The 22,462-nt window shown below is 63.3% G+C and carries 15 protein-coding genes and 4 tRNA genes; 3 read left to right on the forward strand and 16 right to left on the reverse strand.

Translation table 11 applies throughout. The annotated features are described in order from the left end of the window. The first annotated feature begins 106 nt into the window (after nt 1–106). A complete protein-coding gene (locus tag DESPIG_RS07505; RefSeq protein WP_169304817.1) occupies nt 107–2,443 on the forward strand; it encodes a long-chain-fatty-acid--CoA ligase in 2,337 nt (778 codons plus the stop codon). A gap of 188 nt (nt 2,444–2,631) precedes the next feature. Here the strand turns inward: DESPIG_RS07505 and DESPIG_RS07510 are convergent, their stop codons facing one another. Then, on the reverse strand, nt 2,632–3,315 hold the full coding sequence (locus tag DESPIG_RS07510; RefSeq protein WP_006007021.1) for a metal-dependent hydrolase: 684 nt from the start codon (nt 3,313–3,315) through the stop codon (nt 2,632–2,634). A gap of 231 nt (nt 3,316–3,546) precedes the next feature. On the opposite strand from DESPIG_RS07510, the gene DESPIG_RS07515 reads away from it, so the two are divergent. Then, nucleotides 3,547–3,623, forward strand: a tRNA-Arg gene (locus DESPIG_RS07515). A gap of 200 nt (nt 3,624–3,823) precedes the next feature. On the opposite strand, the gene DESPIG_RS07520 is transcribed toward DESPIG_RS07515, so the two are convergent. The 5 genes from DESPIG_RS07520 to DESPIG_RS07540 form a co-directional block, all read right to left on the reverse strand. Continuing rightward, nucleotides 3,824–6,034: a hypothetical protein gene (locus DESPIG_RS07520; protein WP_006007022.1), complete on the reverse strand. Its 2,211-nt coding sequence runs from the start codon at nt 6,032–6,034 to the stop codon at nt 3,824–3,826. Between the two features lie 25 nt (nt 6,035–6,059). After that, entirely contained in the window at nt 6,060–6,521 is a 462-nt protein-coding gene (locus DESPIG_RS07525) for a CesT family type III secretion system chaperone (protein WP_006007023.1), read from the reverse strand. A gap of 304 nt (nt 6,522–6,825) precedes the next feature. Next, nucleotides 6,826–6,902, reverse strand: a tRNA-Asp gene (locus DESPIG_RS07530). A gap of 79 nt (nt 6,903–6,981) precedes the next feature. After that, a tRNA-Asp gene (locus DESPIG_RS07535) sits at nt 6,982–7,058 on the reverse strand. A gap of 4 nt (nt 7,059–7,062) precedes the next feature. Next, nucleotides 7,063–7,138, reverse strand: a tRNA-Val gene (locus DESPIG_RS07540). 207 nt (nt 7,139–7,345) lie between these two features. On the opposite strand from DESPIG_RS07540, the gene DESPIG_RS12885 reads away from it, so the two are divergent. Further along, on the forward strand, nt 7,346–8,674 hold the full coding sequence (locus DESPIG_RS12885; protein ID WP_081446852.1) for a polysaccharide deacetylase family protein: 1,329 nt from the start codon (nt 7,346–7,348) through the stop codon (nt 8,672–8,674). Nucleotides 8,675–8,792: 118 nt separating this feature from the next. Here DESPIG_RS12885 and nspC read toward each other — a convergent pair whose 3' ends face one another. From nspC to DESPIG_RS07595, 10 genes are all read right to left on the reverse strand, one after another. Beyond that, nucleotides 8,793–10,022, reverse strand: coding sequence for a carboxynorspermidine decarboxylase (gene nspC, locus DESPIG_RS07550; RefSeq protein ID WP_006007025.1), 1,230 nt, complete (start codon nt 10,020–10,022; stop codon nt 8,793–8,795). 153 nt (nt 10,023–10,175) lie between these two features. Continuing rightward, entirely contained in the window at nt 10,176–11,378 is a 1,203-nt protein-coding gene (locus DESPIG_RS07555; protein ID WP_006007027.1) for a saccharopine dehydrogenase family protein, read from the reverse strand. Nucleotides 11,379–11,790: 412 nt separating this feature from the next. Then, on the reverse strand, nt 11,791–12,540 hold the full coding sequence (locus DESPIG_RS07560) for a FadR/GntR family transcriptional regulator (protein ID WP_006007029.1): 750 nt from the start codon (nt 12,538–12,540) through the stop codon (nt 11,791–11,793). A gap of 430 nt (nt 12,541–12,970) precedes the next feature. Beyond that, nucleotides 12,971–14,563 (reverse strand): CoA-acylating methylmalonate-semialdehyde dehydrogenase, encoded by a 1,593-nt coding sequence (locus DESPIG_RS07565; RefSeq protein ID WP_006007031.1) that lies wholly within the window; start codon nt 14,561–14,563, stop codon nt 12,971–12,973. 113 nt (nt 14,564–14,676) lie between these two features. Continuing rightward, nucleotides 14,677–17,178 carry a (2S)-3-sulfopropanediol dehydratase gene (gene hpsG, locus DESPIG_RS07570; RefSeq protein WP_006007032.1) on the reverse strand — a complete coding sequence of 834 codons (2,502 nt, stop codon included), beginning with the start codon at nt 17,176–17,178 and terminating at the stop codon, nt 14,677–14,679. A 9-nt stretch (nt 17,179–17,187) separates the two neighbouring features. Then, nucleotides 17,188–18,693 carry a tripartite tricarboxylate transporter permease gene (locus DESPIG_RS07575; protein WP_006007033.1) on the reverse strand — a complete coding sequence of 502 codons (1,506 nt, stop codon included), beginning with the start codon at nt 18,691–18,693 and terminating at the stop codon, nt 17,188–17,190. Nucleotides 18,694–18,704: 11 nt separating this feature from the next. Next, entirely contained in the window at nt 18,705–19,247 is a 543-nt protein-coding gene (locus DESPIG_RS14545) for a tripartite tricarboxylate transporter TctB family protein (RefSeq protein ID WP_006007035.1), read from the reverse strand. Nucleotides 19,248–19,257: 10 nt separating this feature from the next. Then, on the reverse strand, nt 19,258–20,250 hold the full coding sequence (locus DESPIG_RS07585) for a tripartite tricarboxylate transporter substrate binding protein (RefSeq protein ID WP_006007036.1): 993 nt from the start codon (nt 20,248–20,250) through the stop codon (nt 19,258–19,260). A gap of 460 nt (nt 20,251–20,710) precedes the next feature. Continuing rightward, nucleotides 20,711–21,043, reverse strand: coding sequence for a CGGC domain-containing protein (locus DESPIG_RS07590; RefSeq protein ID WP_006007040.1), 333 nt, complete (start codon nt 21,041–21,043; stop codon nt 20,711–20,713). A 19-nt stretch (nt 21,044–21,062) separates the two neighbouring features. Further along, nucleotides 21,063–22,253, reverse strand: a complete 1,191-nt coding sequence (locus tag DESPIG_RS07595; RefSeq protein WP_050760295.1) for an ATP-grasp domain-containing protein — start codon at nt 22,251–22,253, stop codon at nt 21,063–21,065. Nucleotides 22,254–22,462 lie beyond the last annotated feature (209 nt).

Genomic DNA, 22,462 nt, shown 5'->3' on the forward strand with positions numbered 1-22,462 from the left:
TTCGGCGCCCCTCCTGATGACGGCCCCCGGTCTCCGGGCCGGGGGATGACAACGCGTGTGCCGTAAGGCCGCGCCCAACTTTTGCAGCATGCATCTGGAGCAGCGCATGACTACCCCTTCGCAGACGGAAACGGCCCGCCCCCTGGACGGCGCCATGGAAAACATCCTGGACGACGGTCAACGCCCCGGCTGGTGGCGGCATTTTGTGGGCCACGAAGACACGGAATGCGTCATCCGGCCCATGCATCTGGCCTCGCTGCTGGACAGGGCCGCCCGGACGCACGGCAACCGTCTGGCCATCCGTTTCCAGAATTTCCAGATGACCTACAGCCGTCTGCACGAAGCGGCGGAACGCTTCGCCGAGGCCCTGCGTCTGCGCGGCGTCAAGCCCGGCCAGCGGGTGGCCGTCATGCTGCCCAACATCCCGCAGACCGTCATTGCCTTCTGGGGCATCATGAAGGCCGGGGCCGTGGCGGTGATGACCAATCCGCTCTACATGGAAAAGGAGCTGCTGCACCATTTCAATGATGCCGGGGCTGAAGTGCTGGTGACCCTGGACCTACTCTGGGCCAAGCTGGAGCCCCTGCGTGACCGCCTGCCCCTGCGCCTTGCCGTGGTCACGACCATCTCGGACGGTCTGGCCTTCCCGCTCAACTGGCTGTACCGCATCAAGGCCCGCCGCCAGGGCCAGGTGCCGCAGGTGCCCTACGGGCAGGAAGTGCTGCGCTGGAAGGATTTCATCAAGGTCCGCGGCCGCTTCAGCGTGCCCACCGACGAGGATCCCGGTGACGCCCTGGCCCTGCTCCAGTACACGGGCGGCACCTCCGGCCAGCCCAAGGGCGCCATGCTGGGCCATGCCTGCATCTCGGCCCAGATGCAGCAGCTGCTGGCCATCCTCCATATGGACTGGGAAAACTGCAAGCCCATGTCCTTCCTGAGCATCATGCCCTTCTTCCACGTTTTCGGCTTGGTGGGCAACATCATCCTGCCCACGGCCCTGGCGGCCACCACCATCCCGGTGCCGCGCTACACGCCCGCCGACCTGTTGCGGACCATCGCCCGTTTCCGCCCCACCTTCTTCGTGGGCGCGCCTTCGGTCTACATGTCGCTCATGCAGCAGAAGGACATCAAGAAATACGACCTCACCTGTATCGAGATCTGCGTCTCCGGTTCCGCGCCGTTCCCCACCGAGGCCCTGCGCCGCTGGGTGAGCATGACCCACGCCAGCATCACCGAAGGCTTCGGCCTGACCGAAGCCTCGCCCTGCGTCACGGCCAACCCGCTGGACGGCCCGCAGAAGGAAGGCTCCATCGGCGTGGCCTTCCCTCACACCGAGATCCGCATCGTGGACATCAACGACAGCAGCCGTGTCCTGGGCCCCAACGAAGAGGGCGAGATGCTGGTGCGTGGCCCGCAGGTCATGCAGGGCTACTGGAACCGTCCCGAGGAGACGGCCGCCACCCTGACCGACGGTTGGCTGCATACCGGCGACATCGCCTACTACGACGAAGAGGGCTACTACTACATCGTGGACCGCAAGAAGGATCTGGTCATCGTGGGCGGTTACAACGTCTACCCCCGTGAAGTGGACGAGGTCCTGTACGAGCATCCCAAAGTGGCCGAGGCCGTGGCCGTGGGCGTCAAGCATCCCACCCGAGGCGAAGTGCTCAAGGCCTATGTGGTGCCCCGTCCCGGCGAGACCCTGACCACGGCCGAGCTGACGGCCCATTGCCGGACGCGTCTGGCCAACTACAAGGTGCCCAAGTTCTTCGAGTTCCGCGAGGAGCTGCCCAAGAGCCTCATCGGCAAGGTGCTGCGTCGCATCCTGCGTGACGAGGAGGCCGCGCGCGTGGCCCAGGGACAGGGGGACGAGGACCGTCTGCTGCCCACGCCGGACCAGCCCGCCGCGGCGCCCACCCGTGCCCAGGCCCTGGGCCAGCAGGCGGGCGAGCTGCTGGACGAGGCCCGGGAAAAGATGGATTCCCTGCGCGGCCAGGCTGAAGAGATGATGGAGGAGGCCCGCCAGAAGGCCGGAGAGCTGCGCCGCCAGAGCGGTGAACTGCTGGACGAAGCTCGCGGCAAAGCCGGAGAGATGATGGAAGAAGCGCGCCAGAAAGCCGGTGAACTGCGTCGCCAGAGCGGCGAGATGGTGGACAAGGCGCGCGGCAAGGCGGGCGAACTGGGCCAGCAGGCCGGTGAGCTTTTGGAAGACGCCCGGGAAAAGATGGGGTCTTTGCGCGGCCAGGCCGGAGAAATGATGGAGGAAGCCCGCCAGAAAGCCGGTGAGCTGCGCCGCCAGAGCGGTGAAGTGGTGGACGGTGCCCGCCAGAAGGCCGGGGAACTGTTGCAGGAAGCCCGCGGCAAGGCCGGTGAGCTGGGCCAGCAGGCGGGCGAGCTGCTGGACAAGGCCCGCGGCAAGAGCGGTGACGACGAAAAGAAATAAGCAACACCATATCCGGGAAGCGGCCCTGCGCCCCTGCGCGGGCGGGATCGGCCCGGCTTCCTGACGCTGAAAAAGCGAAAAGCCCTTCCTGCGTGGCAGGAAGGGCTTTTTTTGCCCGCCAGGATGCGTTGAAGGAACGTTACGGGGGGCCCCCTGCCGGTGTGCGGGGAGATCCCTCTCGAAAGACGCTAGATCTGCACGGACTGGCCGGGCAGCAGGTCGATGCAGGTACAGCCGGGAGCCACGCGGGCCAGTTCGGCCTTGAAGGCTTCGGTATCCTGGGCCAGCACCGGGAAGGTGCCCCAGTGCATGGGGATGACCTGCTTGCAGCCCAGCAGCTTGCAGGCCAGGGCCGCCTGGCGGGCGTCCATGGTGAAGACGCCGCCCATGGGCAGCAGGGCCACATCGATGGGGTAGAGCCGGCCCCACAGCTCCATGCCCGCGAAGATGCACGTATCGCCCGCATGGTAGATGTGCTTGCCGTCAGGAGTGCGGATGATGTAGCCGGCCGGGGAACCCGACTCGCTGGAGTGATAGGCCTGGGTCATGGTGAACTCGAAGCCCGCGTGGGCCACGGTGCCGCCCATGTTGAAACCGATGTAGTTGAGCAGCTGGGCCGACGGCACACCGGCGGCTTCCAGTTTTTGGGCCGTGCCCACGATGGCGCCCAGCATGGCGCCGGTGTTCTTGCAGATGGCCACGGCATCGCCCACATGGTCGGCATGGTCATGGGTGACCAGCACCACGTCCACCGGGCCGATGGTTTCGGCCGTGACGCCGGAAGCGGGCGTCAGGAAGGGGTCCACGACGACATGCTTGTCGTCACAGCTGATATTGAAGGCCGAATGGCCGTACCAGAGGATCTGGCTCATGGTTGTTCTCCTTGTTGGGGGGGACCGCAGAGCGGTGGAAGCCCCGGAACGGGGAGTAAAATTATATCTTAACACTAGGAGATTGTCACGAAAAGAAGCGGCCCTGCCGCGGTGCCGGGCGGCGTCGCGCCGGGAGAAGGGGCGTGGCCCGTTTCCCGGCCTGTGACGGGATGTGCCGCCGGGCGGGCAGGGCTTGACAGCAGCACGCCCTTTGCCTAGAAAGACATGTGTGCGCCCGTAGCTCAGTCGGATAGAGCGTTGGCCTCCGGAGCCAAAGGCCGTGCGTTCGAATCGCGCCGGGCGCGCCACAGATTTCAAGCCCTCACGAGGAAAGCCTCGCGAGGGCTTTTTTTTGTGCCTGTGCCTGCCTCTCAGGCCGGAGCAGGGTTCAGCTGCAGGCAGCACCACAGACCGACGAAAAACGGGGCATCCGCTCATGGCGGATGCCCCGTTCCGTTTTCAGGAGGGCAGGGGGCAGCCCCGATGCGGGGCTGGTCGTTGACTGCCGTTAGCCCTGATGGGTGTTGAACAGTACGTCGAGATCCTCGATGCGGAACTGCAGCGGTTCCCGGCCGTTGGGCAGCAGGAAGGAGGCGCTCACGTTGATGCCGGAGGAGGCACGGGGGCCCAGGCCCTCATCGACCCTCTGGTAGCAGAGTTCGATATTGACGCTGTACGAGCCGTCAGGATGATGGAAGACCTCGATGGGCAGGCTGTTGGAGAGGGAATTGCCCTGGAGGTTGTTGATGCGGAAGGTCTCGTCGGCGGTGGCCGGGTCGGCCATGAGGAGCATCAGGATGTCGGCGCCGCTGGCCTGATGCAACGGGCTGCAGACGCGCCCGGCTTCTTCGGCGGAAGGGAATATGGCGATGAGGGCGTCCAGCTCCTGTTCCAGCCAGGGCAGGTTCTGGAGACTGCCCCCGCCACCGATCCTGTGCCCGTTGATGGTGATGCCGCGCCGGGCGAAGTCCTTGAGAAACTGGTCGGAGAAGAAGTTGCACTTGCGGATCAGCGCGGGAGAGGCCAGATCCTGTCCGGACAGGGCGGCGGCCCCGTTGCCCGGAGGGGTGGACAGGACGGTGGCATTGAGCCCGTCGAGCATGCGTTGCCGGGCGGCGGCCATGTCGAAGGCCTGACCTTCGGGCAGGGTCAGGCCCAGGCCCTGGGGCACGAACCGGCGCGCCTCGGCCATGCGCATCTGGCCAAGACCGGGAGCCCGGTCGAGGATGTCATAGAATTCGTCGCTTTCCGTAGCCTGGGCCAGGGTATCCAGGACGTTCATGAGCAGGAGTTCGTTGCGGGAACGCAGGCCTTCGTCGGCCTCCTGGGCAAGGTCACGGCGCAGGACATGCAGGGGGGAGCCCCCGCCCAGGGCACGGCGGGCCGCGTAGTCGGCGTCCATACGGGCAGCGACGCGGGCGGCCAGCTCCGGCGGGACGGGCTGCTTTGCCCGTTCGAGCTGCTGGAAAAGCTTCCGTTCGTCCTTGCTCAGGGGCTCCAGATTGCCGAGGCCCAGCATCCTGCATGCGGCGCGGGCCGTCAGGATGCGGACCAGGCCGGCTTCCGGCCCGCCCTCGATGCCGGGACGCAGCATGCCGTCCGGCTGTGTGGTGGCGGCGTGCATGGTCTGGGCATAGGTATCGAAGTCCCTCTTCAGTCCGGCGGGGGTGGCCTCGGCCAGCGTCAGGGTGCGCAGGAACCGGCCCGTATCCAGTACGGCGTCGCATATGGCCTGCGCCATGGCCGCGTTCACGGGCTTGGAAGAGTGCAGGATCTCGTCCTGCAGGATGCGCTTGGCCTCCCGGGGCATGGCCGGGGCGTGTTCCACGGTATCCAGGGCCGCCACGAAATTGCTGATGACCTTGTCAGCCACCGTGGCGGCTTCCGCCAGTGTGGGCTGGTGTATGTTGTTGCTGTCGTACAGGCAGCGGGCGGTGAGCTTGTCATGGATGGTCTGGACCAGGGCGTCGCGGGTGGCGGGGCTGATGTCGCCAGCAAGGCCCCTGGTCCGCATGGCGGCGCCCAGACGGGCCATGAAGCCGCTGGGGCCTTCGCCGCTGACCTGCTCCGCCATGGCGGTGATGCCGGCCTTGGCTTCCTGCAGTGTCTTCATGCGGACGCTCTCGCCAAGAGCATCCAGGCTTTCGGCCGGTGTCAGCGAATGGTCGGCGCGCCGGGCCCTGGCTTCCAGATCGCGCAGGGCGGTTTCCCGATAGCCTTGGAGCTGTTCCGCCGTGGCCGGAGGCAGGCCGAAGCGCTGCCGCCGCGCGGCCATCTGCGTTTCCAGATCCGAGGGCGAGCCGTCGGCATGGGGGGCGCAGAGCTTCTGGAACTGGTCCCGGACATTGAGGAGCCGGGTCTCCAGACGGGCCTGGTCTTCCGTCGTCTTGAGGCGGATGACGTCCTGCAGCACCCGGGCCGCGTCACGCCCGCTCAGGGGGCGGCCGGCGGCCAGCCTGCTTTCCAGGCTCTTCCGGGCGATGGCCGCGAAGCGGTCGCCCAGATCGTCGGTCTGCCGGATGGTGTTGATGATCCCGGTCATGACGTCGCGGTTGGCCTGGGCGGCCGTGTCGCTGTGGCGCGAGCGTATCCAGCTGGCGATGCGGCCCCCCAGCGAGGAGGTGGTGGGGACGGTATGGCCCTGGCGATCTATCCCCAGATGTTCCTTGCCGAACGCGCCCAGCCGCTGGGCGATGATGTTCAGGTCGTTGATCTTCATGGCGAATCCTTTATGGCAGCAGCGTTCAGATCCTCAGCATGCCATCGTTCCAGCCCGTTTCCGCGGCGGCCTGGGGCGTGGCGGCCTGTTCCCGCAGTTGCGCGATGGAAGCGCGCAGTGATTCCACCGTATCCACATGACGGTCCATCTGGCGGTCGAGGATGGTCTCGTCCAGATGTTCCAGCGGCAGGCGGCGGGTATAGGTCACGGCGTCGAGCAGGGGCTCGATGCCCAGCACGCCGCCGTCCGTGCCCTTGTAGAAGCTGTCCAGCTCCAGCAGCAGGCCGTAGAGCGCCAGCTTGTCGGCATCGCCTTCCGGCAGGCCGCATACCCGGCTGTACAGGTAGAGGGTATCGTCGTTTTCGCCGCATTCAAGAGTGACCGTCACCTCGTCGAACTGGAGCGTGCAAACGCCGTTCTCTGTCTCAAGGCCGTCTATGCCGATGTTGGCACCAAATTTTGCAATGATGTTGGCAATGCTTTGCATATGTCCTCCTGTTTTTTACTGGTATTGCAAAAGATAGACCAGGATGCTCGTCTCGTCCATGCGCCGCGCGTCAGCGGGCCGGGCTGGACGGAGGCCATGCGTCCCGGCGCCGCGCGTCAGGCAGGTGCCCGCAGGGCGATACGTCCGCGCGGCGAAAACTCTATGGGAGGCCTTCCCCGGCAGGCAGGGCGGACGTGCGTTCTGCCCAAGAAGGCGACGCTTGCCGTGCGGCGGCAGGAGCGGAGAGAGGGGAGGGAGAGACGGGCACGAAAAAAGCGCCCTGCAGGTGCAGGGCGCCTTGCTATGGCGGAGCGGAAGGGACTCGAACCCTCGGCCTCCGGCGTGACAGGCCGGCGTTATAACCGTCTTAACTACCGCTCCAGATATGGAGTCGGGAAAGTATCCCGTATTCTTCTCAAAAAAAGCGCACCGTTTGCACAGTGCGCTTTTCTCGCAATTATGGCGGAGCGGAAGGGACTCGAACCCTCGGCCTCCGGCGTGACAGGCCGGCGTTATAACCGTCTTAACTACCGCTCCGTAGTGGTGGACAGTACAGGACTTGAACCTGTGACCCCCGCCGTGTGAAGGCGGTGCTCTACCAACTGAGCTAACTGTCCGTCGTTGTCCTCTCGAACAAGAGTGTTTGTACGGGAAACGCCCCTCGGGGTCAAGAAAAAAATCGAAAAATGTGAAAAAAGTTTTGTTTCGATCATAATTATCTGGAATAAAAGGATAAAAAATTGATATTCGTTCCTGATAAATGGTCTTGCAGTCCCGGGGGGCCGGTGTTAGGTAGAAAAACACTTCAGTTCAGGGTGGAAAAGATGATGTTTTCCCGTTTCCGGCAGGGCCGCAGGCCCACCGGCAAAAAAGATCGTGATGCGCGTTTCCCCTCGCGCATGGGCATGGGGCTGCTGCTGGCGGCCCTGCTGTTGTTGCCGGGCTGTGCCCAGGCCGTCCCGGACAGCGGCACGCCGTTGCGTGTCTCCACGCCCCGGGCGCTCTCCGGCCCTCTGGAGCCTGCTCCCCTCTCGGCGCTGGTACTGAATGATGCCAGTGTCCGCCAGTGCCGGGTCTATGATGGTGTGCGCATCATCGCGCAACCCATGCAGGAGAACCTTTGCGCCCTGAGCTTCGATGACGGCCCTTCGGCCAATACGCCGCAGATCCTCGACATCCTGGCCGCGCACAACATCCCGGCCACCTTTTTCGTGCTGGGGCGGAACGCCGAGCACCGGCCCGACCTCGTGCAGCGCATCCATGACGAAGGCCACGAGATCGGCATCCATACCTATTCCCATCCCAATCTGCGCCACCTCAACCTGGCGGCCCAGAGCGAGCAGATCGGCAGGGTGCAGCGCTTTTTGCGCTCCCTGGGCATCGAGGCCCGTTTCCTGCGCCCGCCGTACGGTTCGTTCAACGATGTCACCCTGAAGGCCGCCGAGCAGATGGACCTCAAGGTCGTGCTCTGGTCGCTGGACAGCGAGGACTGGCGGGGCGTGCGCGAAGATTACGCCGCCCTGGTCAATACGCGGGGCCAGCGCTACATCAACAATGACCTGCGCGGCATCTTTCTTTTCCACGATACGGTGCACGGCACGCTGGAGAACCTGCCGCGCATCATCGCGCAGTTGCAGGCCGGGGGGTGCCAGCGTTTCGTGACGGTCAGCGATTTTCTGGACGGCAGCCTGGACCCCGAACCGCCGTTGCTCATGGCCCGCCGCACCCGGCATCCGCTGCCTGACGGTCGCGAGCTCATGCCGCCGGAGAGCTTTCCCGACGTGCAGCTGGCCGGACAGGAGAAGGGCCGCAGCGGTTTCGATGCCGCCCAGCGTGCCTCTTCCACAAAGGATACCAGCCTGATCTGGGCCGCGGGCAGCACCCCGGTGCCCATGGCCCGCAGCAGCAGCCCCCGCTGGGGCAAGGCCGCGGAACAGGCCCGCGAGCAGCAGGCCCGGCGTCTTGAGCGTCTGGAACAGGAGCGGCAGGCCGCAACGGCCCAGGCACAGCAGCCGTCAGGGCCCGTCCATGCCGTGCGCGGCACCGTGACGCCCCAGCGCGATTTCGGCACCAGCGCCGGTGAGGTCTATCCCGGCAGCCGTCCCGTGAGCTCCGTCGAGGATCTGGCCCCGGCCACCTCCGTGCAGCAGTAAAAAATGAGGGGAGAGCCTTCATAGTCCTTCCCCAGCGTATTCTATCACGCAAACAAACAGCCCCCGCATGATGTCATGCGGGGGCTGTTGCGTTCGGGAAAAGGTCTGTGACCGATTCCTAGGACAGGCGGGTCTTGAAGTCTTCGTAGCCGAAGCGGCGCACCAGACGGAAGCGGGCCGTGGCGGCCGGGGCGGCGGCGTCGAGGTCGGCGGCCAGGCTGCCGATGGACGGCAGGCGCAGGCCGTTGAAGGTGGTGGTCTTGACCATGCTGTAGATGGCCATGTCGGTGAAGATCAGGCGGTCACCGGCCTTGAGGGGCGCGGCGAAGCTGTATTCGCCGATGACGTCCCCGGCCAGGCAGGACTTGCCCGCCAGACGGCAGGTCCAGGGCTTTTCGCCGTTCTCGCCCGCCAGGCGCAGTTCGCCGTCTTCCGGGGCCAGCAGGTTGGGGCGGTAGGGCATCTCCAGCACGTCGGGCATGTGGCAGGAGGCCGAGGTGTCCAGGATGGCGATGGGCATGTCGGCCTGCACCACGTCCAGCACGGTGGCCACCAGCCAGCCCGCATTGAGGGCCACGGCCTCGCCGGGCTCCAGATAGATCTGCGCGCCGTAGTTTTGCTGCATGCGCGTGATGCAGCGGCAGAGGCGATCCAGATCATAGCCTTCGCGGGTGATGTGATGGCCGCCGCCGAAATTGATCCACTTGCACTGGGCCAGCTGCTTGCCGAAACGGGCCTCCACGGCGTCCAGGGTGCGTTCCAGCGCGTCGGAGCCCTGTTCGCACAGGGTATGGAAATGCAGGCCGGAGATACCTTCCGGCAGCGTTTCGGGCAGCTGGTGCGGCCGGATGCCCAGACGGGAGCCCGGGGAGCAGGGATTGTAGATGGCCACGGCGCCTTCGGAATGTTCGGGATTGATGCGCAGGCCGCAGCTGATCTCGCGGCCGTTGTCCCGGCACCAGTCCCGGACCTTGGGACCGAAGCGTTCCCACTGGGCCAGGGAGTTGAAGACCAGGTGATCCACCAGCGGCAGCAGCTCGTCCAGTTCTTCTTCCGTCCAGCCCGCGGCAAAGGCGTGCACTTCGCCGCCGAATTCTTCGCGGCCCAGGCGGGCCTCATCCACGGAGCTGGCGCAGGTGCCCCACAGGGGGCCGTGGCCTTTGGCGCGGGAGAGCAGGGAAAAGCTGTCCCAGGCGGCAAAGCCCTTGAGGGCCAGCAGGATCTTGGCGCCGGTGCGCTGCTGCACGCTGTCCAGGATGGCCGCATTGGCCGCCAGACGGGCTTCGTCCAGCACGAAGCAGGGCGAGGGGACGGTACGGGGATCCAGCAGGGGCAGGAGATGCTTCATGTTTTGGTCTTTTGCAGGGGTTGGGGTGAAGAAGGGGCTGCCGTCCGGGGCCTGGCCGCAGGAGCGGCGGACAGTTTCCCGGGCCGGAGCGCAACGGGGGAAGGAGCCCGCGGGCCCCTTCCCCCTGAAACGGCGTTGCTGGCGTGAAAGGGACTAGTCCTTCACTTCCACGCACTGCCACGGCAGGCCGTAGGCGTTGAGGTCGGCCATGAAGGGGTCGGGGTCGAACTGTTCCATGTTCCACACACCGGGCTTGAGCCACTGGCCGGAGACCATCATCTTGGCACCGATCATGGCGGGCACGCCGGTGGTGTAGGAGATGGCCTGGGAGCCCACTTCGGCGTAGCAGGCTTCATGGTCGCAGATGTTGTAGATGTAGACGGTCTTTTCCTTGCCGTCCTTGATGCCGCGCATGACGTTGCCGATGCAGGTCTTGCCCTTGGTCAGCGGGCCCAGGGAGGCGGGATCGGGCAGCAGGGCGCGCAGGAACTGGATGGGCACGATGTCCTGGCCCTGGAAGCGCACGGGATCGATGCGGGTCATGCCCACATTGCCCAGCACCTTGAGGTGGTTCAGGTAGTTTTCCGAGAAGGTCATCCAGAAGCGGGCGCGCTTCAGGCCCTTGAGGTTCTGCACCAGGGATTCCAGTTCCTCGTGGTACATGAGGAAGCACTTCTTGGGGCCGATGCCGTCGGGGAAGTCGTAGGTCATGGACCAGGACAGGGGATCGGTCTCCACCCATTCGCCGCGTTCCCAGTAACGGCCGCGGGCGGTCACTTCGCGGATGTTGATCTCGGGGTTGAAGTTGGTGGCGAAGGGCTGGCCGTGGTCACCGGCGTTGCAGTCGATGATGTCCAGCACGTGCACTTCGTCCAGCTCGTGCTTCATGACCCAGGCCGAGAAAACGTTGGTGACGCCGGGGTCGAAACCGGAGCCCAGCAGGGCGGTGAGGCCGGCCTGCTTGAAGCGCTCCTGGTAGGCCCACTGCCATTTGTATTCGAACTTGGCGGTATCCAGGGGCTCGTAGTTGGCCGTATCCAGATAGTGCACGCCGCATTCCAGGCAGGCGTCCATGATGTGCAGGTCCTGATAGGGCAGGGCGATGTTCAGCACGGTGTGGGGCTTCACCTGACGGATGAGGGCGCAGAGCTCGGGCACGTTGTCGGCATCCACCTGGGCGGTGGCGATGTCGACGCCCAGACGGGCCTTGACCGAGCGGGCGATCTCGTCACACCGGGAAAGCGTACGGCTGGCAAGGGTGATCTTGCCGAAGGCCCCTTCTTTGGCCAACTGGGCGCACTTGTGCGCCACCACGCTTCCCACGCCACCGGCGCCGATGATCAGAATATCCGCCATGACTTCTCCTTTTGAATCCGTTTTGTCCGTGATTGATGAAATGCGGCCCGCCAGAACAGGCGGTCATCCCCTCCATAGCCCACAGAGGCAGGAAGGTAAAGGGCAGGCCTGCCATGCCCGCTGCGGGAGGCCCGGCGGGAGCATAGAGGGCAAAGGCCGGCGGGGGATGGGGCCGTGTGCCGTTGTGCGCTGGTGCGGCGCGGCCTGCTGCGGGCCGTTCCAGGATGCCTGTGTTTTGTGACGGTTTGTCGACAGTATGCGGAGGGCAGGGGGATATGCCGCAGGCCCGGCAGGGGGCGTGACGGACGGAAGGAAGGATGCGGACCTGCGGGGCAGGCGGATGGGGAAGGGACGGCGGGCAAAAGGGCCGCCAAAAGAAACGGGCATGCCACAGGGGCATGCCCGCAGGGGATCAGTTGAATTCCCGCAATGTCAACCGCTGATTGTCGTCCGCGATCTTTTGCAGGGCGTTCCCGACGGCTTTGACATCAAAGGCCATGGCCTTGGCGGCGGCCTCGGAATCATGCGCCTTCAAGGCAGCGACGATATGGTCGTGCGCCTCAATGACAGCCGCCGAGAAAACCTCGTCAGGCTGGAGGGCCTGCTTCGCCTTGCGCAGGAGGTATTCCACAAAGTCCGAGATCAGGATCAGGATGGGATTGCCGCCGATGCAGGCGATCTTGGCATGGAACGAGATCTCGATCTCGCGCAATGCCGAAGACTTCTTTTTGGCGATCTCCTTCTTGGCCCTGTTCTGCAGTTCTTCGAGTTCCGCGATCTGTTCTTCGGTGATGCACTGTGCCGCACGGTAGGCGAAGTGCGGCTCGATGATCTCGCGTACTTCCGTCAGGTGGGCCAGGGTCAGGTCCTTGCTGTGCAGGAAGTTGATGAGGCCCATGTGGGCCGTCTCTTCATTGACTTCGGCCACAAAGGCACCGCCGCCGATGCCGGCCCTGATCTCCAGCAGGCCCTGCATCTCCAGGACGCGCAGGGCTTCCCGCAAGGTCTGGCGGCTGACGTTGAGGTTTTCTGTCAGTTCCTGTTCCGAGGGCAGCTTGCTGCCCCGGGCAAGTGCTCCGGACAATATCTGCTCCCGGATGCGATAGACGATTTCCTGTGGAACTTTGCGCTTTCGTACAGGGCTATCCAGATTCCGCAGCATATATTCTCCTTACGATTGGCAGAACAGCCAGCTCAGGGGCATTGATCGATGTCCCGGCCCGCAGTGCTTTGCCGGGCCGTTGCCGCAGGTGTCGGCCACGATCGGAGAAGCCGGCGGCAATGGCGGGAGAAGGGACAGCAATGGACCGGAAACGTTATGGAAAGTCTTTTTCCGGCCCTTTCCCATGACGCCTTGACATGTTTATATTATGATATTTTATTATTTTTTGTTAGTCAATAATTTAAAATCCCTCACGTATGTTTATCATATAACATATTGATATAGAAAGATATTACTTGCATGTCGGCAAGCATGCATCCCTAAGGGCTTCCCGCACCCCTCCATAAAGCCTGAAAGCCGGCATTCAAGGGACCGGCTTTCAGGGCTGTTTGATCATGAATAAAAGAGAACTATATCACTAGGTTGTTCCCTAGGCATGCTTGTTCTGCAGGCCAGGCAGCATGCCGTCCCAGGTGTCGACGTGGGCAGTGGTCTCCTCGTTGAACCAGGTGGAAGTGACGTTCTTGCTTTCCGTATAGAAGCGCACGCCGTCCGTCCCCATCACATGCAGGTCGCCGAAGAAGCTCTGCTTGTGGCCGGTGAAGCCGAAGGAGCAGACCGGCACCGGGATGCCCACGTTGATGCCCACCATACCGCCGTGCGTCTGCTTGGCGAATTCCCGCGCGTACCGGCCGCTGGAGGTATAGATGACGGAACCGTTGGCGAAGGGGTTGGCGTTCATGACTTCCAGGCCTTCCTCGAAGCTCTTGACGCGCTTGACGCACAGGACGGGGCCGAAGATCTCCCGTGTCCCGACTTCCATGTCGGGGGTCACATGGTCGAGGATGGTAGGCCCGACGAAGAAGCCCTTCTCATAGCCGGGCACGGAGATGTCGCGGCCGTCGAGGACCAGCGAGGCCCCTTCCGACAGGCCCTTCTCGATCCAGTCGATGACGCTTTTCCGGTGCCTGGCCGTGACCAGGGGGCCCAGCTTGGAGGTCTTTTCCCAGGCGGGGCCGAGGGTCAGTTCCTGGGCCTTGCTGGCCAGGAGCTGCACGAAGGTGTCGGCGATGCGTTCTTCCACCACGATGACCGGGAGCGCCATGCAGCGTTCACCGGCGCACCCGCAGAAGGCGTTGATGATGCCGGCGGCGCTGCGGTTCATCTGGCAGTCGGCTATGACCAGGGCATGGTTCTTGGCTTCGCCCAGGGCCTGCACACGCTTGCCGGCCTTGGCGGCCTCCGCGTACACCTGGCGGCCGATGGTGCTCGAGCCGACGAAGCTGACGCCCACGATGTCGGGATGGTTGATGAGGTGGCTGACATCGGAGGCATTGCAGGTGACGACATTGAGCACGCCGTCGGGCAGGCCGGCCTCCTGCCACAGTTCCGTCATGCGGAGGGCCGACTGCGGGGCGGAGCTGGCCGCTTTGAGCACGAAGGTGTTGCCCGCCGCGACGCACAGGGGGATCATCCAGCCGTGCGGGATCATGGTGGGGAAGTTCCAGGGCACGAGGCCCAGGAAGACCCCCATAGGTTCCCGGTAGAGGATGGTGTCGTAGCCGGACGAAACGTTCATGAGGCTTTCGCCCTTCATGAGCTGCGGCATGCCGCAGGCGAATTCGATGACTTCCCTGGCCTTCAGCACATCGCCCATGGATTCGTTCCAGGTCTTGCCCTCTTCGATGCAAAGCAGGCGCACCAGTTCGTCCAGGTGCTCGTCGATGAGCTGCTTCATCTTGAACAGCACCTGCACCCGCTTGTAGACGGGGGTGTCCGCCCACTTCCTGTAGGCCTTCTTGGCCGCGGCCACGGCGCTGTCGAGTTCCTCGATGCTGGAGGCCGGGACCTGGGCGATGATCTCACCCGTGGAGGGGTTGTAGGCATCGCGGTACAGGCTGGTGGTGGAGGGCACCCATCTGCCGTCGATGAAATTGTGGAGACGGCGGAGTTCACCCAGGCCCTTGGGGTCCGCGCCCTGCTGGAGAACGGAGTAGAATCTGTTTTCGGCGTTTTGGGACATGATCGTCTCTCCGTGGGTTCGGTGTGGAAGGATAGGGATTATATCATAATAACATATTATTATAATATATATCTTGAAGTGGTCGGGATCCCGGCCCTCACGGGCCGGGACTGTCAGATGCTCTCCTGTTCCGTCCGGGCGATGATGTCATCCTGCATGTCGGACGAAAGATCCACGAAGTAGGCGCTGTAACCGGCTACGCGGACGATGAGGTTCTTGTACTTTTCGGGTTCGGCCTTGGCATGCAGCAGGGTCTCGCGGTTGATGACGTTGAACTGCACGTGCCAGAGCTTGAGGTCCACGAAGGTCCTGAAAAGGGAGACCAGACGCTGCGTGCCCGCATCGCCCTCCACCACCTTGGGGGTGAACTTCATGTTGAGCATGCGTGCCGCCCGGCGGCAGGCCCCCATGTTCTTGCTGGCGGCGTTGGAGAGGAAGACCCCCGTGGGCCCCTGATGGTCCGCGCCCGGCGAAGGGGAGGTCCCGTCGGAGAGGGGCGTCCAGGCCAGGCGCCCGTTGGCCGAGGCCGCCACCACACGCCCGAAGGGCACATGGGCCGTCACAGGCACATAGCGGACGTCGACAGGCATCTCCAGGGCCGGGGAATGGGCCTCGCAATAGTCCAGGGCGGCCTTTTCCATGGCCTTGCCGATGGCGTCCGCGTAGGCGTCGTTGTTGCCGTAGCAGGGGGAGTTCTGCAGGAGCATCCGGGTGGATTCGCACCCCTGGAAGTTGTTCTTCAATGCTTCCAGCAGTTCGCCCATGCTGATGGTGCGGTCCTCGTAGACCCGCTTCTTCACGGCGGACAGGGAGTCGATGACCGTGCCGAAGCCGATGAAGTCCACGAAGCCCAGTTCGAGCCCGCCGGGGATGTGTTCGGTATGCAGGTCCATGCCGTTTTGCATGCACAGCCGGTGCAGGGCGGAGCCCATGGGCTGGGCGAAGCAGCGGGGACGCAGCTTGTTGATGACATACTGGGCGGCAAAGGCCGTGCGCAGGCTGAAGCGCAGCTGTTCCAGGAAGGCTTCGAAGAACTGCGGCCAGGTCTGCATGGCGAAGGGATCACCGGTATCGGGGCCGATGCGCTGTTCGCCGGTCTTGAGCATCCTGCCGCGGAAAAAGACCATCTCCAGGCAGGCTGCCAGGTTGATGCGGCCACAGCTGGACGTGAGGGTGTCCCTGTTGGGCATCCTGACTTCGGTGCAGCCTGATGCCGCGTAATCGAGGGCTTCGTCCATGCGCGCGCCCTTGGCGATGAGCAGGGGGACGATCTCCTCGTCATTGAGGAGCTTGGGGTGCCCCGTGCCGTATTTCACTGTGGTGGCCACATCCCAGAGGAAGCTTTCCGGGCTCCTGCTGTGCAGTCGGGCCGCCAGATCGGGATAATGCAGGGGGAATTCCCGCTTGGATCGCAGGATGAGGTGGCTCAGGTCATTGGTGGCGTCCTCGCCGTCCACGGTCTGGCCGCCGATGGTCACGGCTTCCCAGTGGGCGTAGCCCTGGGTGAAGGCGTTCCCCTGGGGCATGATGTACATCTCCACGAACTGGGCCATGCCCGCCCACAGGCATTCCAGCAGTTCCACGGCCCTGTCGGGCGTGATGGCGCCCCGGTCGAGGTCGGCCTTGTACAGGGGCCAGAGATACTGGTCCATGCGCCCGTTGGAGATGGTCGTGCCCGTGCGCTGCTCAAGACGGGAGAAGAGCTGGACGAACCACTGGCACTGGACCGCTTCGTGGAAGGTACGGGCGGGATAGGCGGGAACGCGCCGGCATGTTTCCGCGATGAGGGCCAGCTCCTGCTTGCGCTGGGGATCCGTTGCTTCGGCGGCCACCTTTTCGGCCAGGTCGGCATGGCGGGCGGCCCAGAGCATGATGGCGTCACAGACGATGGTGATGGCTTCGTAGAACGGACGCAGCTCGTTGGTGTGCCGGGGGTTGTCGGGATCCAGAGCGGCCAGTTTGTCTTCCGCTTCCTTGCGGATGTCCACGAAACCGCGCCGGATGGCACAGCCGTAGTCATGCACCCATTGCAGGGACGAGCGGAACGAGGAGGACTCGTTGACGATATAGCGGGGGGCGATGCCCGTCTCGTCAGTGAACAGGACGTCATGGACCTCCTTGGGAAGGGCCTTGTTGAACTGTTCGTGGTAGGTCTTCCCCGACCAGTAGGGGGCGATCTCCTTGATGGCGATCTCCAGATCCCGGGGAGGGATCCCCGCCTGGGAGGTCTCGCGGGAGGCAAGGTCCCCCAGGGCGGAGGCGTAAAAGTCCCCTTCGATCTCGGGATACATGATGCTGTAGCGCGGCGACCTGCCGATGCGGCCGGCCAGGAGCTGATGGCCGTCGATGTGGACCTCGATATGCTCCGCCACATGGTACAGGGCCTTGGCCCAGCGCCAGACCAGGGGCTTGCCTTCCGTCAGCTTCATGGACTGGGTGAAGTAGAGGGCCCGCTGACTGTCGAGCATGGGCACGGCATCGGCGAAGGAATCGAGGATGGCCGCGATGCGCGGATGCTGCTGGTGGAAGCGCGCACGACTTTCGGGATCGAGCACGGCCTGTTCATGCGGAGAAAGGATCTCCTGGCCGCAACAGCTGTAATGACCCGTAGACATGATGTTCTCCTATTGCGGAAGGTCCGCGTTCCGGCGCTGGACGACTTCACGGATGCCGCGCCAGATGGTGAGCAGGATGGCGATGATGCCGGAGATCATGAAGAACGCGGCAAACGGACGGGAGAAGAAGATGGTCCAGTCATAGGTGGAAAGCTGCATGGACTTGGCCAGAGCCGATTCTCCCAGCGAGCCCAGGATGCTGCCCAGCACGATGCTCGCGGGCGAGTAGCCGCGGCGGCGCAGGAAAAAGCCCGCGATGCCGGCAGCCAGCATAATGACCACGTCGAAGGTGGAGTTGCGCAGGGCATAGGCACCGATGGTGGCCAGCACGAACACGATGGGCATGAGATAGTTGTTGGGGATGCGCAGCAGGTTGACCACGATGCGCATGGTCACATAGCCCAGGAAAAGGATGCAGCAGTTGGCCAGGAGCATGGACGTGAAGACCGACCAGACCATGCCTTCCTGTTCGACCATGATCAGCGGTCCGGGCTCAAGGCCGTGCAGCATGAACACGCTGAGCATCAGGGCCGTGGTGGAGCCGCCAGGCAGGCCCAGGGCCAGCATGGGGATCATGGCACCGCCGGTGGCCGCGTTGTTGCCGGTCTCGGAGGCCACCACACCGCTGATCTCGCCCTTGCCGAAATTCTCGGGGTTCTTGGACCAGCGGCGCGCTTCGCTGTAGCTCAGGAAGGCCGCCAGCGTCGCGCCCAGGCCGGGCAGCAGGCCGCAGAAGAAGCCCACGAACGAGGAGCGCAACACGTTGAAGCGCTGCTTCCAGAACAGGGAAAGGCTGGGGAACTCGATCTGCACCTTGGGGACTTCAGGCTTGAAGCTGATGGACTTGCCCGCGCTGGAAAGGACCTCGGTGATGGAGAAGAAGCCCAGCAGCAGCGGGATGAAGCTGATGCCGGAGGAAAGGCCCACGACACCGAAGGTATAGCGGGAGATGCCGCCCACGGGGTCCTGGCCCACGGTGGAGAGCAGCAGGCCGATGAACAGGGAGATCCATCCCTTGAGCGTGCTGGAGGCCCCCACGGTGGCGGCCACGGCACAACCGCAGAAGATGACGGCGAACATTTCCGGCGGTCCGAAAGAGCGGATGGCCCAGCGGGCGATGGCGTCCGTGCCGAGCATCATCCCCACACTGGAGAGGATGCCGCCGATGGCGGAACAGCTGACCGCCGTACCGATGGCCAGGCCGGCCTTGCCCTTCTTGGTCAGGGGGTAGCCGTCAAAGGCCGTGGGGGCGTTCTCCGGCGCACCGGGGATGTTGAAAAGGATGGCCATGACGGCGCCGCCGAACGTACCCGAGCAGTACATGACGCCGTAGATCATCAGGGCCTGTGCCGTATCAAGATAGGCGGTGAAGGGCAGGATGATGGCACCAAGAGTGACGACGCTGATGCCCGGAACGGCACCGAAGAAGAGACCGCCAAAAAGTGCCGTAAAAAAATACATTATATTTATGGGGTTGGAGAATATCCACTGTATCCCCTGGATGATGAGATCCATACTGAGCTCCTTTAATACAGCAAATTAACTATTTCAGAGTTTATAGTGTAGAATAACGGGATCGTACCCACAGGGAACGGTACGAACAGAAACTTGGTAAAGACAACGATGATGACACAGGCGACGGCAAGACATCTTAAAAGGACCTTCAGGAAGGACTTCATATGGATGATATAGGTGTACAGGGGAAGGAAGATGATCGTCGCAGAATAAAATCCTACATAGGGAAGCAGGATGACATAAAAAATGGGGAGTATGAAAACGCGAGCAAGAGTCTGAAGGTTGGTTCCGCCCTCTTCTATGGAGATGTCACCGTAAAAGAGCGTATGGACGAATATGATGACCGTGCAAAGGATCAGACCAAGGGACAGGAAGGCAGGCCAGAGGTTGGCGCCGTAGCGGTACAGGGCGATCTCGTCGTCAAAGGTGAACGTCAGTAAGAACGCTGCTATGCCGACAGCAAGGAGCACTGAAAATTCTATGACAGAATCCCTATTGATATGCATGGTATCCTCCTCGATGGCGCGATGACCCTCGGGTGGCCATCGCGCCATCCACAATCACTTATTCGTAGCCAAGCTCCTTGTACATTCTCTTGTATGTTTCGATCATGCTGTTGAGCAGCTTGATGCATTCGTCAAAGTCCCTGTACTTCATGTCGGCAGGATACTTGTCGCTGATGTACTTCTGGAATTCGGGGCTTTCATAGGCCTGCTTGAACACGGCCAGCAGATAGTCCTGCTTGTCCTTGGACATCTTGGGATTCATGTAGAAGCCGCGCACCTTGTACAGGTTGCAGACGCTGGGATCCAGTTCCTTGATGCAGGGGATGTCCTTGAATTCCGCGGGGCGGGTATCGGAGAAGGAGACGATGGGCTTCATGTCGTTGGACTTGATGTAGGCCGCCACGTCGCCGGGCTGTTCCAGCAGGGCGTCCACATGGCCGCCCACGAGGGAGCTGTAGCGCTCGCTGGGCTTGTCGAAACTGATCTGGCGGAACTTGACGCCCGCGGCCTTTTCCAGCTGGACGGCCTGGACTTCTTCCAGGTTGCCGCGCTGGGCGATGTTGCCCAGGGTGACCTTGCCGGGATTGGCCTTGGCGTAGGCGACGAAGCTTTCCCAGTCATGGAAGCGGGGATCGTTGGGACGGATGTAGATCTGGCTGTAGACGATCATGCCGATGGCGATGGGCACATAATCCTTGGTGGGGTCCTGCTTGAGCAGGCCGCTGACCAGGTGGGTCACGCCGTCGTCATTGTATTGCAGGAGGGTATAGCCGTCGGGAGGGGCGATCCAGAAGTCGTTGAAGCCGAGGGTCGCGTTGCCGCCGGGCTTGTTGACCACGAGGACCGAGACCTTCATGATCTTGCTGACCTGCTGCAGCATGGCCCGGGCCATCTGGTCAGCCCCGCCACCGGCCCCGAAGGGGACGATGAAGGTCACGGGCCGTCGGGGATAATCCTTGGGTTTTTCTATGGCCTGTACGGAGACAGCACCAAGAAGCAGTGTGCATAAAAGGGCACAGAGGAAGCGGGGGAGATGAAGACGTTGCAGCATGGGGACCTCCTATGGGTTGATGCTCCTGCTATGAGCATTCTTCTTCGTGACCTTTGTTTTTATATAAAATCCGTCAGAAAAAAATGTCAATAAAATATTATAATATTTTATTATTTTTAATATAACATGCTGTTTTTATTATTGAAAATGTCATGGCTGCATGGTGATTGACTCAAAAGAGCAAAACGGAGGGAGGAGGCCGGACTTACAGGGGAAGAGCGGGATGGTGTGGCGTCCCGCGGAGGCCGGAAGAAGGGAAGGAGGGCGGAAACAGCCTGCCGTTCCCCAAGGGCGGCGGGCGCATCGTGGTAGCGTGTTCTCCGGCGGGGAGCGTCAGGAAGGAAGGTGGGGACGGGACAGGGGGAGCGGGCCCCTTGCGCCGCAGCCGGAGACCGGAAGGCGGGAGCCTTGCGGCATCGGCGGCAGTCCTGCGGGCCCGTCCCCCAGAGATCGGATGCCGTTAATGCGTGTGGTCCAGCACGGGCACGCTGTCGCCCAGTTTTTTGCGGATGGCGGCGAGCATGGTCTCGTGGTGCGGGCAGGGGAAGCTGATGGGGTTGCCCTTGCAGATACAGGAGGCCAGGGCCACGGCTTCGGCGCCGCGATCCACCAGCATCTTGGCGCGGGCCACGGCCCGCTTGCCGGGACAGCCGCCGCAGGAGACGAAGCCGATGACCTCGCAGGGGCCCAGTTCTTCGAATGCGCCCTTGCCCTGGGCGGCAAAGGAAAAGTCCGTGGTGCCGGGGCAGATGTCCTCGGTCTGCATGCAGCGGATGATGCCGATCTTCTTCATGGGAGCCTCCTTGGTTTGCTTATTGGGCCTGGGGCGTCTCCTCGCTGTCTTCGGGGATGACGAAGCCCCGCAGGTCGTCACGCACGATGGCGTCCAGTTCCGCCCGGTCATGGGCCGGGGTCTCGGTGAACAGGAAGCCGAAGTGGGAATAGCGGTCGTAGAAGCCGCGGCGCAGGTGCAGGACCTTGTGGAAGCGGGCGCAGAGGGCGTCGTAGTCGAAGCGTCGCACCGGCGGGCAGGCGGCGGGCTTGTTGAGCACGATGAGGGTGTAGAGCTTGTCCTCGTGGCCGGGCAGGATGCTGCCCCAGTCCGGGCGCCGGTCGTCCAGATAGCAGCCGTAGGTGGGGAAGCCCCAGGCGAAGAGGCTGATATCCGTGCAGCACCAGCCCGCGAAGCGCAGCGGATTGAACTCGATGGGCACCATATGGCCGTCGGCGTCGCGGCGCAGTTCCACATGCACGGGGTAATCGCGCAGGCCCAGACGCTCGTTGAGCTGGTCGAACCAGTCTTCCAGCGGTCCGGCCATGCGGCGGATGATGTCCGCGCTGGTGTAGTACAGGCGGTCGCTCACGTCTTCGGAAGAGGCGAAATCGTGCTGGAGGATGTTGCAGATGACGGCCTTGCCGCGGCTGTCGAAGTAGACGTCCACGGCGTACTCCGTGCCCTGGATGAGGGACTCCAGCAGCCACACCTGGTTGTCCAGCACGGCGGCGGGATATTCCTTGCGCCAGCGCACGGCGCTGGCCGCGATGTCGTCACGGGCGGCGCGCCACTGCTGGGCGTTCTCGATGCTGTAGACGCCCAGGCTGAAGAAGCCCACGGCGGGCTTGAGCACGCAGGGGCCGGGCAGGCTGTCGAAATGGGTCTCCATGACGTCCCGCAGGGTCAGCTCGCGGAAATGGAAATCCGGAAAGAGCGGGGCCAGGCGCTGGCGGAACAGCAGCTTGTTTTTGAGCAGCTCGGTGGCGCGCACCAGCCCGGCATTGCCCGAACGGCTGTAGAGCCAGTCCAGGGCGTTTTCCGAATTGCTGTACAGGCGCTGCCCCCGGCAGCACAGGCGCCCGAAGTCGCGGCTGGAGACGAGGTTGAGGTGCAGCCCGTAATCCAGCCCGGCCTGCCGGGCAGCGGGCGTATCCAGGACGGGTTCCTGCCGGTCGGCGGCAAAGGTGGCCAGCTCCGGCGAGACATACGGATCTTCCAGAATGATCATGGGCCCCTCGTGCAGCATGGCTGCGTAAAAAGCGCAGGGCCGGGATGGTCCCTGACCCTGCGCGGTATGGTTGCTGGAGAAGCTCCCGGGACCCGTCCTTCACAAGGACATGGCCCGGCAGTGCGGGAGATGTCTCACGATGGCGCGGTCTTTCCCGCGAAGCCGGTCGCCACCTTTTTGATAACGCGCGCTGGGGAAGGAGGGGCGTT

This window comes from Desulfovibrio piger ATCC 29098 (genome assembly GCF_000156375.1).
In the GTDB taxonomy this organism is placed as follows: Bacteria; Desulfobacterota; Desulfovibrionia; order Desulfovibrionales; family Desulfovibrionaceae; genus Desulfovibrio; species Desulfovibrio piger.